The organism is Pseudomonas fluorescens (assembly GCF_003732425.1).
GTDB lineage: Bacteria > Pseudomonadota > Gammaproteobacteria > Pseudomonadales > Pseudomonadaceae > Aquipseudomonas > Aquipseudomonas fluorescens_BE.
In genome coordinates this window covers 267,459-283,596 of the sequence record NZ_MOBX01000014.1, presented here as the reverse complement: position 1 = coordinate 283,596, position 16,138 = coordinate 267,459, and the positions used below count along the sequence as shown (strand labels likewise).

Annotated in this window: 12 protein-coding genes and 1 pseudogene; 6 read left to right on the top strand and 7 right to left on the bottom strand. The window is 58.1% G+C overall.

What is annotated here, in order from left to right:
• Positions 1-103 precede the first annotated feature (103 nt).
• The 3 genes from BK670_RS18360 to BK670_RS18345 all read left to right on the top strand — a co-directional run bounded on the left by BK670_RS18360 (position 104) and on the right by BK670_RS18345 (position 3,482).
• Entirely contained in the window at positions 104-1,480 is a 1,377-nt protein-coding gene (locus BK670_RS18360; protein WP_123451793.1) for an L-serine ammonia-lyase, read from the top strand.
• Positions 1,481-1,566: 86 nt separating this feature from the next.
• Positions 1,567-2,868 (top strand): serine/threonine transporter, encoded by a 1,302-nt coding sequence (locus BK670_RS18355; protein WP_123451791.1) that lies wholly within the window; start codon positions 1,567-1,569, stop codon positions 2,866-2,868.
• 296 nt (positions 2,869-3,164) lie between these two features.
• Positions 3,165-3,482 (top strand): DUF3509 domain-containing protein, encoded by a 318-nt coding sequence (locus BK670_RS18345; protein WP_123451789.1) that lies wholly within the window; start codon positions 3,165-3,167, stop codon positions 3,480-3,482.
• Here BK670_RS18345 and BK670_RS18340 read toward each other — a convergent pair.
• Complete coding sequence (locus BK670_RS18340; RefSeq protein ID WP_026000737.1) at positions 3,479-3,979, bottom strand: phosphate-starvation-inducible protein PsiE; 501 nt, start codon at positions 3,977-3,979, stop codon at positions 3,479-3,481. The two genes, BK670_RS18345 and BK670_RS18340, sit on opposite strands and share 4 nt — an antisense overlap.
• Before the next feature lie 327 nt (positions 3,980-4,306).
• On the opposite strand from BK670_RS18340, the pseudogene BK670_RS18335 reads away from it, so the two are divergent.
• Positions 4,307-4,561 (top strand): annotated as a pseudogene (locus BK670_RS18335) (YebG family protein); the annotation flags it as partial.
• 177 nt (positions 4,562-4,738) lie between these two features.
• On the opposite strand, the gene BK670_RS18330 reads toward BK670_RS18335, so the two are convergent.
• Positions 4,739-5,758, bottom strand: coding sequence for a Glu/Leu/Phe/Val dehydrogenase family protein (locus tag BK670_RS18330; RefSeq protein ID WP_123451785.1), 1,020 nt, complete (start codon positions 5,756-5,758; stop codon positions 4,739-4,741).
• Positions 5,759-5,943: 185 nt separating this feature from the next.
• Here BK670_RS18330 and BK670_RS18325 point away from each other — a divergent pair, with 185 nt between their 5' ends.
• Positions 5,944-6,747, top strand: a complete 804-nt coding sequence (locus BK670_RS18325) for a SirB1 family protein (RefSeq protein WP_123451783.1) — start codon at positions 5,944-5,946, stop codon at positions 6,745-6,747.
• An 87-nt stretch (positions 6,748-6,834) separates the two neighbouring features.
• Here BK670_RS18325 and BK670_RS18320 read toward each other — a convergent pair whose 3' ends face one another.
• The 4 genes from BK670_RS18320 to hmgA all read right to left on the bottom strand — a co-directional run bounded on the left by BK670_RS18320 (position 6,835) and on the right by hmgA (position 11,599).
• Positions 6,835-8,190, bottom strand: coding sequence for an MFS transporter (locus tag BK670_RS18320; protein ID WP_123451781.1), 1,356 nt, complete (start codon positions 8,188-8,190; stop codon positions 6,835-6,837).
• 148 nt (positions 8,191-8,338) lie between these two features.
• On the bottom strand, positions 8,339-8,974 hold the full coding sequence (maiA, locus tag BK670_RS18315) for a maleylacetoacetate isomerase (protein WP_123451778.1): 636 nt from the start codon (positions 8,972-8,974) through the stop codon (positions 8,339-8,341).
• A gap of 12 nt (positions 8,975-8,986) precedes the next feature.
• Positions 8,987-10,291, bottom strand: a complete 1,305-nt coding sequence (fahA, locus tag BK670_RS18310) for a fumarylacetoacetase (protein ID WP_123451776.1) — start codon at positions 10,289-10,291, stop codon at positions 8,987-8,989.
• Between the two features lie 3 nt (positions 10,292-10,294).
• Positions 10,295-11,599 carry a homogentisate 1,2-dioxygenase gene (gene hmgA, locus BK670_RS18305; RefSeq protein ID WP_123451774.1) on the bottom strand — a complete coding sequence of 435 codons (1,305 nt, stop codon included), beginning with the start codon at positions 11,597-11,599 and terminating at the stop codon, positions 10,295-10,297.
• Positions 11,600-11,763: 164 nt separating this feature from the next.
• On the opposite strand from hmgA, the gene BK670_RS18300 reads away from it, so the two are divergent.
• Positions 11,764-12,552 carry an IclR family transcriptional regulator gene (locus BK670_RS18300; RefSeq protein WP_123451772.1) on the top strand — a complete coding sequence of 263 codons (789 nt, stop codon included), beginning with the start codon at positions 11,764-11,766 and terminating at the stop codon, positions 12,550-12,552.
• Positions 12,553-12,581: 29 nt separating this feature from the next.
• Here BK670_RS18300 and BK670_RS18295 read toward each other — a convergent pair whose 3' ends face one another.
• The gene (locus BK670_RS18295) at positions 12,582-16,031 is read right to left on the bottom strand and encodes a dermonecrotic toxin domain-containing protein (RefSeq protein WP_123452830.1); all 3,450 of its coding nucleotides are present in this window, start codon (positions 16,029-16,031) and stop codon (positions 12,582-12,584) included.
• Positions 16,032-16,138 lie beyond the last annotated feature (107 nt).

Below are 16,138 nucleotides of genomic sequence, written 5' to 3'. Positions count from 1 at the left end.
TTTCGTTAGTCACGTGGGACCGAGGTAGGCAGTATCGCCGACATTGCGCTTGTCCGACAAAAAATGGCAGCGATTCCTACTCCATTGCTTGTAAGGGTTTAGCATGGCTATCAGTGTTTTCGATCTATTCAAAGTCGGCATCGGCCCGTCCAGTTCCCACACCGTCGGCCCTATGCGCGCTGCCGCGACCTTCGCTCAGGCGCTGATTGATCAACGTTTATTGAACGATGTGCGCCGTGTGGAAATCCGTTTATACGGCTCGCTGTCGGCCACTGGCGTCGGTCACGCCACCGACCGCGCCACGGTGATGGGCCTGATGGGTGAGTGGCCGGACAGCATCGATCCGGCGACCATCGATCCACGCATTCAGCAACTGCGCGAGACAGGCCAACTGTCCCTTGCCGGTCAGAGAGAAATTGCCTTTAACTGGCAGCGTGATCTCCTGCTCCTGGATGAGAGCCTGCCCTACCACCCCAACGCCATGTCGCTGACAGCCTTTGGCGAAACGGCCGAGCTGTTCAAGCAAACGTACTACTCGGTGGGCGGCGGTTTCATCATCGAAGCGGCCGAAGCCGAGTCCGGAATCGCCCCGGCGGGTGACGTGGTGTTGCCGTACGATTTTTCCAGCGCCGCCGAACTGCTGTCGCTGTGCAAACAGCACAACCTGCGCGTCTCCGAACTGATGATGGCCAACGAGCGCGCCTGGCGCAGCGACGCGGAAATCCGCCAGGGCCTGCTGCACATCTGGTCGGTGATGCGTGAGTGCGTTGAACAGGGCCTGCGTCACGAGGGGATTCTGCCCGGCGGTCTTAATGTGCCGCGGCGCGCAGCGAAACTGCATCGCAGCCTGTTGGAAATCGGCAAGCCGAATGTGATCAGTTCGACGCTGTCGGCAATGGAATGGGTCAACCTGTTCGCCCTCGCCGTCAACGAAGAAAACGCCGCTGGCGGGCGCATGGTCACTGCGCCGACCAACGGTGCAGCCGGAATCATCCCGGCCGTTCTGCACTACTACATGAAATTCAATCCGGACGCGTCTGACGATGATGTCGTCGCTTTCTTTCTCGGTGCGGCCGCCGTCGGCATTCTGTGTAAGAAAAATGCCTCGATCTCCGGCGCCGAAGTCGGCTGCCAGGGTGAAGTCGGTTCGGCCTGCGCAATGGCGGCTGCCGGCCTGGCCGACGTGCTCGGTGCCACTCCGGAACAACTGGAAAACGCCGCCGAAATCGGCCTGGAACACAACCTCGGCCTGACTTGCGACCCGGTCGGTGGCCTCGTACAGGTGCCGTGCATCGAGCGCAATGCCATCGCCGCCGTGAAAGCGATCAACGCCACGCAAATGGCCCTGCGCGGCGACGGCAAACACTTCATTTCCCTCGACCGGGTGATCCGCACCATGCGCGATACGGGCGCCGACATGCACGACAAATACAAAGAGACTTCACGGGGCGGCCTGGCCGTGAGCTGGGTGGAATGCTGAGGCGCATTCCCTGACCGCCCCGGCAGACCGCACAGAGCGGTCTGCCAACCGTGAGCCCGAGCAAAAATAATAACGAGGCGATACCGATGACCGATGTACGTACACCTGCTGCCGAAAATCCCGCTGTAGACCGCACACGCAATGCAGAAACGGCCCACAAGGGCTGGAACAAATTCGACACCACCTGGATGCTCGGCCTCTACGGCACCGCGATCGGTGCTGGCACCTTGTTCCTGCCGATCAACGCCGGCGTCGGCGGTTTCTGGCCGTTGCTGATTCTCGCCGTACTGGCGTTCCCGATGACGTTTTTTGCTCACCGCGGGCTGACCCGTTTCGTGTTGTCCGGGCGCTCCGGGGACATCACCGAGGTCGTCGAAGAGCACTTCGGCATCGGTGCCGGCAAGCTGATCACGCTGCTGTATTTCTTTGCAATCTTCCCGATCCTGCTGGTCTACAGCGTCGCGCTGACCAACACCCTGAGCAGTTTCCTCGAACACCAATTGCACATCGCTCCGCCGCCACGGGCGATCCTCTCGCTGGCGTTGATCCTCGGGTTGATGGCGATTGTGCGCTGTGGTCAAAGCGTCATCGTCAAAGCCATGAGCGTGCTGGTTTATCCGTTTGTTGCCGCATTGCTGCTACTGGCGCTCAGCCTGATTCCGAACTGGAACGGCGCTTTTTTCGCCAGTGCCCAAGAAGCCATGCCGATGTCGGTGTTCCTCAAGACGATGTGGCTGGCGATCCCGGTGATGGTGTTTTCGTTCAACCATTCGCCGATCATCTCCGCGTTCGCGGTTGATCAGAAACAACGCTACGGCGAGCAGGCCGAACGCAAGAGCAGCGGCATCCTCGCCATGGCCCACGGCATGATGGTGGTGACGGTGATGTTCTTCTGCTTCAGTTGCGTGCTGGCGTTGTCACCGGCCGACCTGGCTGCGGCCAAGGCGCAGAACATTTCGATCCTGTCGTACCTGGCCAACCACTTCCAGACCCCGGTCATCGCGTACGCCGCGCCGCTGATTGCGCTGGTGGCGATCACCAAATCCTTTCTCGGCCACTACATCGGTGCCAGCGAAGGCTTCCAGGGCATGATCGTGAAAAGCCTGCGCAGCCGTGGCCGGGTGATGTCGGCAAGCTGGCTGAACCGCGCCACCGCTGTGTTCATGATCCTCAGCTGCTGGGCCGTCGCCACGTTCAACCCGAGCATTCTGGGCATGATCGAAACCCTCGGCGGCCCGGTGATTGCCTGCCTGCTGTTCCTGATGCCGATGTACGCCATCCGCCGTGTGCCAGCCTTGCGCCAGTATTCGGGACAAGTTTCGAACGTGTTTGTGGTACTGATCGGCCTGATTGCACTGTCAGCGATCATCTACTCGGTTCTGCCCTGAAAACGGGCCATTAAAAAAGGCGAGCCACGTGGCTCGCCTTTTTTATCCCCGTGTTCATTGTTCGACAATTTTCCCGGCACAGCCCTTGCTATACCCCTGTAGGAGCTGCCGCAGGCTGCGATCTTTTGATCTTCGTGACCGAAATCAAAACATTGAAGAGCAAAAGATCGCAGCCTGCGGCAGCTCCTACACAAAGCAACAAATACAGGCCACGGAATCGCCGGTGATCCGGTTGGGCGAACCAACCCGATCACGGCCGGTCAACAACTGCACGTTCAATCAGGCGGTGACGCATCATGGACAATCCTTTTCAGATCATTACCGATGCCTTCGCGCCGGACTATCAGATCAACCTGAGCATTCAGGGCCTGGACGGCAGCATCATGCTGACCCTGTCCAACAGCGGCCGGATCGTGGCCAAACGCATGATCAGCGCCGAGCAGCGCAACGACCCCGTGCGCCTCAAGCGTCTGGTGCAAAGCATTCAATTCGGCATTGCCATCGAACAGGGCCATAGTGCCATGGCCATCCTCGAAGCCATGACCAGCGGCGACGGGCTAACCCCGCCACCGCCACGCGTCATCGGCCAGCCCGGACAAGCGGCCGGGCTTTAAAGCTCGCCCTTCTCGACTTCCGGATGCTCGCTGGAACCGGCGCCAAGTTTGCGCTGCGGTTTCTCGATCTTCACCGAGGGAAATTGTGACGAGGCGTAACGCACCACCAGAATCGAGAACGCCAGCAACAGAATGCCGCCGCACAGATAGATGATGCCCATGTCCGGCGGGTTGTGGTGCGAGACGTTGGAGATCAGCAGACGGGTCAGCGCGGTGATCGCCACGTAGATCAGGAAGCGCACCGGCATGTGGTTGGTCTTGAAGTAGATCCCGACCATCGCCCCCAATTCGAGATAGATGAACAGCAGCAAAATGTCATCGATCTTGATGTGGCCTTCCTCGAGCATCCCGAGAAACTCCATCACCGCCGCCCACGCCGTCACCGCACCGATGGCGAACAACGCCAGATAGTGGAAGGTCTCGACGAACAGGTTGCCCAGGGACTCGGCCAGTTGATGCACGTTTTGCCGCAATTTCTCGGCCCAGTTTATTTTCACGATGATGTTCCTTAGCTCGAATGCGAGCGGATGATGCGTGTTGGACGTGACGGTTTTCTGCACGTAACGGTTTTCATGCAGAAAAGAGGCCACGCCATCATGGCGAGCCGCCGCCAAACCCGCGCCGTGGCGTTTGGTCGCACCGCTTGTGCTTTTGTGGGAGCGAGCCTGCTCGCGAATGCTGCAACACCCCCCCCTGACAAACCCTGAATCCGGTCTACATTAAAAAGCCACTACCCATGGCGCAGGGATTCGCTTATCCTTTTCGCTGTATATGGATACAGTAGTCGTCAAGACAACTTAATGTGAAGGCATGTGAGGTGGTGAATGGCCGTCGAAGTGGTATACCGCAGCAGCCGAGATCTGGAGCGCTTGTTCATGGATAAAGCCGAAGCTGACCGTCATGACAAAATGCTCGAACTGGCCGAATATCTGGCCGATGTCCTGCAAAAAGCCGTTCCGTCCCTGACTGAACAGCAAGTGGAAGAAGCCGGGATCTACATGGCGAAGAATCGCGATGTGTTCGCCCGGGCGTTCAAGAGCCAGCCGGATGCATTGTCGGAGCTGATCAACGCACCGGCCGAGCCTGCTGAACAAGCTGAGATGGCAGAACCTGCTGAAGCGCCGGCCAAGCCTGCGAAAGCGGCGAAAGCTGCAAAATAATCAGCGCCACACCAAAAGATCGCCGCCTTCGGCAACTCCTACAGGGAATACACATTCCAAATGCAGGAGCTGCCGAAGGCGGCGATCTTTTGCGTTTCAGCGATACAAAACCTTCTCTGCCAACTCATCCGCCACCCGCGCCGGCGAGCGTTTTTCCGCCTGCGCGTGAGCAAATACTTCAGTCAGCCGCGAACTGATCTTCGACAGATGCGCGGTAATCGTCGGCAATTCCTCACCACGGTGTTTCAGCGAGACGTAAATCAGCCCACCCGCATTGATCACGTAATCCGGCGCATACAGAATCCCGCGCCGCTCCAGTTGATCGGCGACATCCAGATGCGTCAGTTGATTGTTTGCCGAACCCGCCACCGCCGAGCAACGCAATTGCGTGACCGTATGGCTGTTCAACACCCCGCCCAGACCGCACGGCGCGAGGATGTCGCACGGTGTGCTGAGCAACGCGTCGTTGGCGATCGGGTGGGCATTGAGTTGCTCCATCGCCAGTTGCACCTTGCCGTGATCGATATCGCTGACCAGCAGTTCCGCCCCGGCGGCGTGCAGTTGCTCGGCCAAGGCAAAACCGACATTGCCCAAGCCCTGAATGGCGATGCGCAAACCTTCGAGGTTGTCGCTGCCCAGCCGTGCCATGGCCGTTGCCCGAATGCCGGCAAACACGCCCATTGCGGCATGCGGCGCCGGGTCGCCGGCGGACGTTGTGCTGGTGACGTGTTGAGTCTGTTGGGCGATGCAGTCCATGTCCGCTACCGAGGTGCCGCTGTCGATGGCGGTGATGTAGCGGCCATCGAGCTGTTCGATGCAACGGCCAAAGGCTTCGAACAGCGAGCCACGGTTTTCCACATGAGCCGGGCGCACGATCACGGCCACGCCACCGCCCTGCGGCAGCCCCGCCAGCGCGGCCTTGTAGCTCATGCCCTGAGCGAGGCGAATAGCGTCCTCGACGGCAGATTCGTCATTGGGATAGGCAAGATAACGACATCCGCCCAAGGCTGGCCCGAGGCGACTGTTATGGATGGCAATGACCGCCTTTAACCCGGTAACCGGGTCGACGCTAAGGTGCAGCGATTCCAGGCGAGTGCTTTGCATGAGCGCAAACATCGTTGGGCTCCCGAATCACTTCTTGTAGAACGCCAGTATAGGCCTGCGCCTGAAAATTGCTGGAGCGCACCGGAATAAGCGTCCGCGCTGACAACCGCTTTGCGGCATAACCCGGCACCTGCGCAGCGGGGTACTGGACGAATCTCGCGGACGGGGCTAAAACGAGGCATTCCCCGGAGATTTTGATGAGTGCGCGTCAACGTTTTTTCGAATGCCTGCACCGTTCACCGCCCGCGCTGTTCGAAGCAGCGCTGTGGATGGCGGCCGAGCACGAAAAAGCGGTCGATCCCGAAGCAGTGGTGCAGGAATTCAACGACCTGCAACAACGTGTCAGCTATGGTTTGCCGATGCTGCCGGTCAGCGAACTGGCCCAGCCCCTGTTACGCCGGATGACTGATCTGGGCTTTGCCCAGGACGACTTTCTGCCGCTGCGCCCGCAGGTGGCGCTGTTGCACAAAGTGTTGCAAACCCGTCGCGGCCAGCCGCTGGCACTGGCTCTGATTGCTCTGGAGCTGGCGCGCGGCCTGGAGATTCCTCTGGTCGGGGTCAACTTCCCCGGGCACTTCCTGTTGCGGGTGCCCGGTGCCGATCACTTGCTTGATCCGTGCGGCGGCCGGCGCTTGTACCCCAATGATTGTCGCGAATTGTTGCAGCGCCAGTATGGGCCGAACATGAAGCTGACCGCCGAGCATCTACTGACCGCCAGCCCCCAGCAGATGCTCCAGCGCCTGTCCCGCAACCTGCGCCAGTTGCACCTGACCCACGATGATTACATCGCCGCGCTGATCGACGCCGAACGCGTGCTCGAACTGGGGGACGCCGGCGCCGCCGATTACTTGGCCCGGGCCAGTCTTTATCAGCGGCTCGACTGCCCGAATGCCGAGCGCTTTGATCTGGAACACGCGCTGATGCTCAGCGACGACCCGATTCAACGCCTGCGCCTGACCGAACGCCTCGGGCACTTGCCGCCCAATTCCGTCGTCCATTAAAAACAAAAGATCGCAGCCTTCGGCAGCTCCTACATTGAAATGTTTATTCCCATGTAGGAGCTGCCGAAGGCTGCGATCTTTTGCTCTTCAGGATTTGACAGATATCCCCATTCCAACTGCCGAACTTCCTTCGGTGGGCGAACGCACCTGAATGATCAGCAATGCAGCAATCACCGCCGGAATCGCGCAGAAGAAAAAAATCTGCGCCACCGGAATGTGCATCGCCAACAACAGGCTGCCAAACAGCGGCCCGAGAATCGAACCAAAACGCCCCACACCCAACGCCCAACCGGTGCCCGTGGCGCGTACATGCGCCGGGTAGAAATTGCTGGCAAACGCATTCAGCGTCAGTTGCCCGCCGATGATGCAGAACCCGGCGGCGAAGACACACGCCACCAGATAACGCGGATTGTCGTGATTGAGTCCGAGCAGAATCGTGCACAACGCCGCCCCTGCCAACACTGCGGACAACAAACGAACCTTGCGTTTCAAACGGTCAGCGAACCAGGCCATGCAGATCGCGCCGAGGGTGCCGGCGAAGAGGAACATCGACGTCACCAGATTGGCTTCGTTGAGTTTCAGGCCGCTTTCCAGCAGCAGTGTCGGCAACCAGCTGATCATGAAATACAACAGAATCAGGCTGACGAAAAACGTCGCCCAGATCAGCAAGGTCGGCCGCGCGTAGCCGTTGCGGAACAACTCGACCACCGTCAGTTTGCTGCCCTGCTCACGCTCGTTCTGTTCGACGCTTGCAACGGGCGGTTGCCAGTCCGGCAGCATGCGCGCAGTAACTTTGCGCAGCCGCGCATACGGCGGTGCATCACGCAGCAGACGTGGCAGGGACTCCGGCAGCATCCACCAGAGAAACGGAAACAGCAGCAACGGCGTGACGCCACCGGCGAGGAACACCGCTTGCCAGCCGAACCGGTCGATGAACCCGGCAGCGACGAAACCGCCCGCCGCCCCGCCGAACGAAAAGCCACAGGCCGCGAGCGTCACCATCAAGGTGCGCAAACGAGGTGGCGAGTATTCCGACATCAATGCCATGGCACTGGGCATCGCCCCGCCCATGCCGATGCCACAGATGAAGCGCGCGATCATCAGCGTGTTCAGCGAGTCGGCGAAAACCATCAGCACCGTCAGCGTGGCGTAAATCAGCACGCAGGCGAGCAGAATCCGGCGCACGCCAAAGCGGTCAGCCAACGGTGTGACAGCCAGCGAACCGAGGGTGAGGCCGAGCAGGTTGGCGCTGAACACAGGCCCGAACGCAGACTTTTCCAGCCCCCAGTCCTGCGCCAGTGCAGGCACCACATAACCAAGCACTTGGGCGTCATAGCCATCGGTAACGAGCAGCAAGGCGAGCAGGATCAAGAGCAACCACTGATAGCGGGACACAGGACGGGCGTCGAGTGCCGCCCGGAAGCTGGCAATCTGGTTGTGCATCGCAAGGTACCTGTTTTGTTTTTATGTTTTTTGGTAGTTCAACGCCAAACCTTGTGGGAGCGAGCCTGCTCGCGAATGCGGTGTGTCAGCCAAATGAATGGTGACTGACACTCATCTTTCGCGAGCAGGCTCGCTCCCACCAGGGGTGTTACGGGGTATCGGGTTGATGGGCGGGATGGGCCTTGATGAACGCAGGATGTTCAGCCGCGAGCGCCGCCACACGGCGAATTTTCGGGTAAGCCTCCAGCGAAACATTGAAGCGCTCCGCCGCGTACAACTGCGGAATCAGGTACACATCAGCCACGCACGGCCACTCGCCGAAACAGAATCCCTCGTCGCCAATCAACTGCTCCACCGTCGCCAGCCCTTGGCTGATCCAGTAACTGATCCACTCGACCACCTGCGGCTCGTCGTACCCCGACTGACGCAGGCGATTGAGCACACTGACGTTGTGCAGAGGATGCACATCGCAACCGATCACCGCCGCCACACCGCGCACCTGCGCACGGGCAAGCAGATCCTCAGGCAGCAACGGCACCTGTGGATAACGTTCTTCCAGATACTCGATGATGGCCGGCGACTGAATCAACAAACCTCCTTCGTCAGTGCGCAAGGCCGGCACCCGCCCCTGTGGATTGATCGCCAGATACGCTGCCTGCCGATGCTCGCCACCCGGCGGCGCGATCAGATTGACCGGCAACGCCTGATAGTCGAGCCCCTTCAGCGCCAGCGCGATTCGCACCCGGTACGACGAGGTCGAACGGTAATAGGTATAGAGATCCATAAGCCGCTCCTGTCAGCGCGCCGCCAGCACTTTACCGCGGCATTCGCCGAAGCCGATCGAGGCAAAACCGTCACGGGCGCAACGCGCGCGCAGGATGATTTCATCACCGTCCTCAAGGAATTTACGCACCTCGCCAGAGGCCAGTTCGATCGGTTTTTTGCCGCCCTCGGTGATTTCCAGCAGGCTACCGAACTGACCGCTCTGCGGGCCGGACAGCGTGCCCGAACCAAACAGGTCACCGGCCTGCAACTGGCAACCGTTGACGCTGTGGTGCGCGACCATTTGCGCGACAGTCCAGTACATGTAGCGGGTGTTGCTCAGAGTCAGGCGATGGGCCGGCAGGTTCTGCTCGCGCATGGCTTCAGTGAGCAGCAGCACTTCCAGCTCGATGTCGAAGGCACCGCCCTCCTGATCACGTTTATCGAACAGGTAAGGCAGCGGCTGCGGATCACCTTCAGGACGCTTCGGTTGCGCGGTGCGGAACGGCTCCAACGCTTCGGCGGTGACCACCCACGGCGAGACGCTGGTGATGAAGCTCTTCGACAGGAACGGACCCAGTGGCTGGTATTCCCAGGCCTGGATATCGCGCGCCGACCAGTCATTGAGCAGGCAGAAACCGGCGATGTGTTCAGCCGCATCGCCGATGGCGATCGAATCACCCATCTCGTTGCCCTGGCCGATCCAGATGCCCAGTTCCAATTCATAGTCCAGACGTGCGCACGGGCCGAACACGGGTTCGGTCTGACCGGCCGGCAAGGTCTGGCCTTTCGGACGGCGCACGTCAGTGCCGGAGGCACGCACGGTGGAGGCGCGACCGTGGTAACCGATCGGCACGTGCTTGTAGTTCGGCAGTAGCGGGTTATCCGGGCGGAACAGTTTGCCGACGTTTTGCGCGTGCTCGATGCCGACGTAGAAGTCGGTGTAATCGCTGATGCGTGCCGGCAGATGCAGTTGGCAATCGGCAGCCAGTGGCAGCAGTTTCGCGCCTTGGGCTTCGATGTTGCCGCGGTGTGTGCTGCCTTCGCTGAACAGTTCCAGCAGACGCGAACGCAGAGCCACACGTGCCTCGCGACCGAGTTCGAAGAACGCGTTCAACTGGCCGCCATGCATGGCTTCGACGGCGCTACGTGCAGCACCATCGAACAGCCCGGCCTCCAGCGCCACTTGCAGATCGAAGATGTGCTCGCCAATCGCCACGCCAGCACGCGGCGCGGCACCGTTGCTGCTGAACACACCGAGCGGCAGGTTCTGCAGCGGGAAATCAGCGTGGCCGTTGGCCGAGGCAACCCAGCTGCGGGTGATGGAAGTCTGAGTCATGGGTTATCTCCGGGTCGGGTCGAACGTGGCGGGCAGCGTGGCCCAGCAGGCGTCGTAACTGGGTTGCAGTTGTGGGCAATCGAGGGCGAAACGGCTTGGGCGCAGGACCTGACTGGTCTCGAACATGAAGGCCATGGTGTTGTCGATTTTCGCCGGTTTGAGTTCGGCGTTGATCGCTTTGGTGCAGGTTTCGCCGTCCGGGCCGTGGGCGCTCATGCAGCTGTGCAGCGACGCGCCACCGGGCACGAAACCTTCGGCCTTGGCGTCATATTCGCCCTGGATCAGGCCCATGAATTCGTTCATCAGGTTGCGGTGGAACCACGGCGGACGGAAGGTGTTCTCGGCGACCATCCAGCGTGGCGGGAAGATCACGAAGTCGAGATTGGCCAGACCGTGCACGCTGGTCGGCGAGGTCAGCACGGTGAAGATCGACGGATCCGGGTGATCGAAGCTGACCGTGCCGATGGTGTTGAAACGGCGCAGGTCATATTTGTACGGCACGTTATTGCCGTGCCAGGCGACGACGTTCAGCGGTGAGTGATTGAGTTCGGTGGCCCACAACTGACCGAGGAATTTCTGCACCAGCGTGGTCGGTTGCTGCAGGTTTTCATAAGCGGCGACCGGGGTCAGAAAATCGCGCGGATTGGCCAGACCGTTGCTGCCGATCGGCCCCAGATCCGGCAGGCGCAGCGGCGCGCCATGGTTCTCGGCGACGTAACCGCGTGCCTGCGGGTCGAGCAGTTCAACGCGGAATTTCAAGCCGCGCGGCAGCACGGCGATTTCCAGCGGCGCGACTTCAAGCACACCGAGTTCGGTGGCGATGCGCAGACGCCCGAGTTGCGGCACCAGCAGTAGTTCGCCGTCAGCGTTGAAGAACACGCGTTCCATCGAACGGTTGGCGACGTAGTTGTAGATACTGATGCCGGACGGTTTTTCTGCGCCGGCGTTGGCGGCCATGCTCACCAGACCGTCGATGAAATCGGTCGGTTCGGCCGGGATCTCCAGCGGATTCCAGCGCAGGCGATTGGGTGTCACTTCACCCAACGGGCCACCGGCCAATTGTCGCTCCAGTTTTACGAAAGCCGGGTGATTGGCCGACGGCTGAATCCGGTACATCCAGGTGCGCCGCGCTTCACTGCGGGTCATGGTGAACGCGGTGCCGGAAAACAATTCGGTGTAGAGGCCGTACGGAGCTTTTTGCGGGGAGTTCTGGCCGACAGGCAGCGCGCCGGGCAACGCTTCAGAGCTGAATTCGTTGCCGAAACCGGACTGATACGCCAGCGCCTGGGCGGTTGAATCGAGGTTCATGGAGCCTCCTGAACAGGGAGTCGGCAGTGGCCCATCGCTCTGGCTCAGAGGTTTCGGCACGCCGGGGTTGTTATTATCGTAATTCGATTACGCATAACGTAATTTGCTCGCTATCCAGCGTCAAGCTATAAAGACGCCCATTCGTTTCGGAACCCGGCCGCACCATGGAAAAAACCAGCGACAGCAACGGCAAACAGAAAGTCCGCTCCGCCGAAGTCGGCACCGACATCCTCAAGGCGCTGGCCGAGTTGTCACCGTCCACTTCGTTGTCGCGTCTGGCAGAACACGTGCAGATGCCAGCGAGCAAGGTGCACCGCTATCTGCAAGCGCTGATCGCCTCGGGGTTTGCCGAGCAGAACGCCGCCACCAACCATTACGGCCTCGGCCGAGAAGCGCTGCGCGTCGGCCTCGCTGCACTCAACAGTATGGACGTGCTGAAAGTCGCCGCCCTGCCGTTGTCCGAGCTACGCGACGAACTCAACGAAACCTGCTTTTTGGCGGTATGGGGCAATCAGGGTGCGACCGTGGTGCATATCGAACCAGCGGTGCGCGCGGTGACGGTGGTGACTCAGTTGGGTTCGGTGCTGCCGCTGCTCAGTTCGTCGACCGGGTTGGTGTTCAGTGCCTACTTGCCGAATCGGGAAACTGACGAATTGCGCAATCAGGAAATCGCCGCCGCCGATCATCCGCTTAAGGATGAAAGGACTTACGCAACGCTGTGCGAACAGATCCGCGAACGCGGACTGCATCACGTACATGGTTTGTTGATGCCGGGTGTCGATGCCTTATCGGCTCCGGTGTTCAACGCCGTCGGCCAAGTCGCTGCCGTCCTGACCATCGTTGGCCCTGCCTCGCTGTTCCACGCCGACGAAAACGGCCCGGCGGCGCAGCGGTTATTGGCTGCGACGCGGGCCGTGAGTTGGCGGATGGGTTACGAAAAGTCAGCGCATTGAGTCATGAAAAAACAGTGAATGCTGGAAAATCAGTGAACCGTTGTTTTACTCAGTGAAGAATCGCCGCTTTCCATCAGCGTTTGGAAAAAACCGATCAGGATTTCTTTCGGTGTTTCCTGGCCAGTGTAATAAGTAACCATTTCCGCGACCGTACGCGCATCCTTGAATAAACTGAGGAACGACCGTTGCGTTTGAGTGACTTTTTTGACGGGGGTGCCCGCTGCTGCGGCTTTGCCCAGCGTCAGCAGTCCGACCAACATGTCTTTTACATGGCCCAGTGCGGCGGAGTAATCACCCCGCCTGTCCGCCTGTGCGGCGTCATACAGGCTCTTCATCATCTGGACGGCCACTACCACCGTCCCGACCGGAGGTACCAACAGGCTCACAATGCTCGCGGCTTTTAACACGTTGTCGTAAACGAGACCGGCAATCAGCTCATTCAGGCTGATGGTGCGTTCATCGATATCACTGAGCACACGCCGAATCCGCTCATTATGAAAAGTGTACAGGTCGGGCAATTTTGCGCGGTTCTGCGTGCGGATCACTGGCTTGGTATCAAACGTCGCGGAAAGACTGTCAAAGTAATCATTGATCACTTTTTGATCAACGAGCAATATCCGCTTGATGTAATACTCCCTGAACGGCCCTCGGCGATAACGTATCGAGGGAATAAACTCCGCGATGGGTCGAAAGCTGACAAGATCAGGCGCGTCAGGCGTATACAGCAAGTCAAAGAATCCCGATATTGTACTCAAGCGGAATATATAGACGCCGCCCACCGTACGGTCCCATGTCGTCGATAAACCCAACTTGCCAATGTTGAACTTATAAAGCCCTTCGTCCCCTTCGCTGATGTCATCTATAATCCGCTGATAACGGCCGCTCTCTTTAAGACTACCAATAACTCGCTGAACAGCTGCAAACAACTCACCTGACAACCTGCCATTGGTAAAATCGGCAAACGCGTTGCAATACATTTCACAACGAACTTTTCTAGCGTGCACAGCACGCTTGAATGCGTAGCCGGGATGAGTCTCGCTCATGTAATTCTCTTTTAGCATCGCGGTGTATCGATCACCGGGGCGAAACGTCTTCGACAACGATGAGAGATCGCGAATATCCAGCTTGTCGATGGCCGGGTGCCCATTCAGCAAATAATATTTCGGGCTGAATTTGGTTTCATAGGCTGGATGTACCGCCTCAAATGCGAGCCCTTCGATCAGCAGATCAGTGATGCTTTTGCGAAACTCCTCGGTCTGCACGATTATCCGATCAGGATCAACATCAACCTGCATTCCACGAGCGCGCAGAATCTCTTCAATTGCAGTTTTCACCGAGTCATAAGTGAATTGCTCGAATGAAGGAAAGCCATTGTCTCGCGTATCAACCGTTGAAAGTGCCTTTAGCTCGGTCTGTAACCGGGTATAGCGCTTGCGGCCCTCGACTGCCAGTGCTCGATAACCTACCGGCGCAATCGCTTTGTGCAGGCCAACTTCTGCGCGATAGGCGACATTGACATAATCAGCCAATGGCGCTCTGGCATCCAGGTGCAAATCCGCCTGTGAGGGCTCCAGTCTGTAATAATGACTGCCGTCGCCAAGCGGGACACCCGCCTCGTGAAGATACTCGGGATGAATCAACAATGCCGCGTATTCGCGGTCCGCAGAAAGAGCAGACTCAACCCAGGTGTTCATGTCAAACACATTGGGAAACTTGCGGAAAATGAAGGTACCTTCAGGGGTTCGCAAAAACACCAGACAGCCTGAATATTCTTGTGCCGTAAAAACCAGTACCTCTTTTAACGCTGGTCCTTGCCAGAATTTCAAGCCGCGAATCTTCACCGAGGCATCGTTGCCCAGCGCGCGGGAAATGACTTGCTTATCCGTGTCGTTAAGCTCACCTGACTGGTGAGCAACAAACAATGCAAAATCTATCTGGCTGAAAAGATAATTACGATAGGCCGTCTGATATTCACTGGAAGGAGAGAGTGCGAGATCGCCTGCAAAATCCAAGCGCATGTTTCGATACTCTAACCACCGCTCAAGCGCATCAACGGTAAAATGACTTCCGCTCGGCGCGCCGATGATACTGAGTTTGGCTTTATAGCCATTATCATGCAGACCGAAGACCAAAAACTCAGTGAGCGTTCGGGATTCTTCCTGTTCAATAGTGCGACCTGCAATTTGCAGGGTGTACGAGCTATGGACAGTAATGGCTTCCGGATCAAGCTTTTCGCCCAATACCCTGTCTGCCCACTCCGAGAACGTACGCAGTACATAATCCTTGAACGAGAAGCCTGCGTCGAAAACCCTCTGATAATCAACTTGGTATTGATCCTTCGAGTCCTCAAGTTCGCTGTAGCGTTCTTGATCGTCGGCGCTCGCATTCTTCATCCAAAGCGGCCACTCGGTACGTTTCAATGCGGCCCACAACAACAGTAAGCGGGTGTCCAAACCGTAACGCAGCACATGCATGCCTTGATTATCCTGCAGCACCGACATCAGCGTAGTTGCCAGTTGATCACGGCTTTCAATGAGCGACGATACGCTTTCCAGCTGGCCCTTGATATGCGCCTCAGCACAATAGGCATGCAGACTTTGCGTGGCTTTGAGGTACTGTATCTGACTGCTGCGCACGGACAACCGACCTTGTAACTTGCCATGCAGTTCGGTGTTTTTTTCAAAATATTCGAAGCCGTTTTCCGGCGTGTGCATAAGGTAACCGGTTGACTCGTTAACCAGTTTCATTTCTGCATCCGAACGTTCGGCATTGTCGAGGACGAAACAAGGCTGAAGCGATTCGAGATAATCCCGGCCTGGCCGCAGGTTGACTTCAAACGCTCCTTGGCCGCTCTCCGAGTCGAGCAGATAAGCGAATCGCTCGCCCAATCGGGCATCAAAGTTGTTGGCCATGACTGACAACGACAACTCTGCACTTGTGAGCAAACCATAGGCTTGGATAAACGCCTGCTTATTGGACAACGGCGCACTTTCAGGACGTGGGGATTGCACCGCAGCCGCCCAGAATCCTTCCAGCTCGGCTCGCAGTCTTTTGTCCAGTCCCGCTGAGGCAAACGCGATCAGATCCTCAACAATGAAAATACTCAGTCCGCTGACTTTGAATTGATCACTCAGTGTGTCAGGCAGAAAAAAAACGCCGTCACCACCGAGGATGTAGGCGGGGGTCACATTGCTATCCAGGCAATGAAAAACCACTTCATGAAGCGTACCTGTCGGGCGGTTTTCGCTGGCAGGTAAAGTATTGTCCGTGTTGACATAGACCTTGTCGATATCAACGTTTTTGCCTAAACGCTTCAATTCGCTTTCAAGCATATTCCTCAGAATAGTCCGAACAGTCGGAATCGCATCGATAATTGTAAAAAGCTCGGATTTGACCCGACTCGCCTTCTCCCACTCATCAGTCCAGGAAACCAGTTCAGCAAACGAATCGCGCATCAAACTTTTGAATAACTTACTCATGACATGTCCTTGCTTCATTATCCAGAACTGCGTTTGGCAGCCACTGCAGATAGTTGCAAGGTAGATCTTTCTCGAACTAATCAAAAGTTCCAACACTTTACAAATCA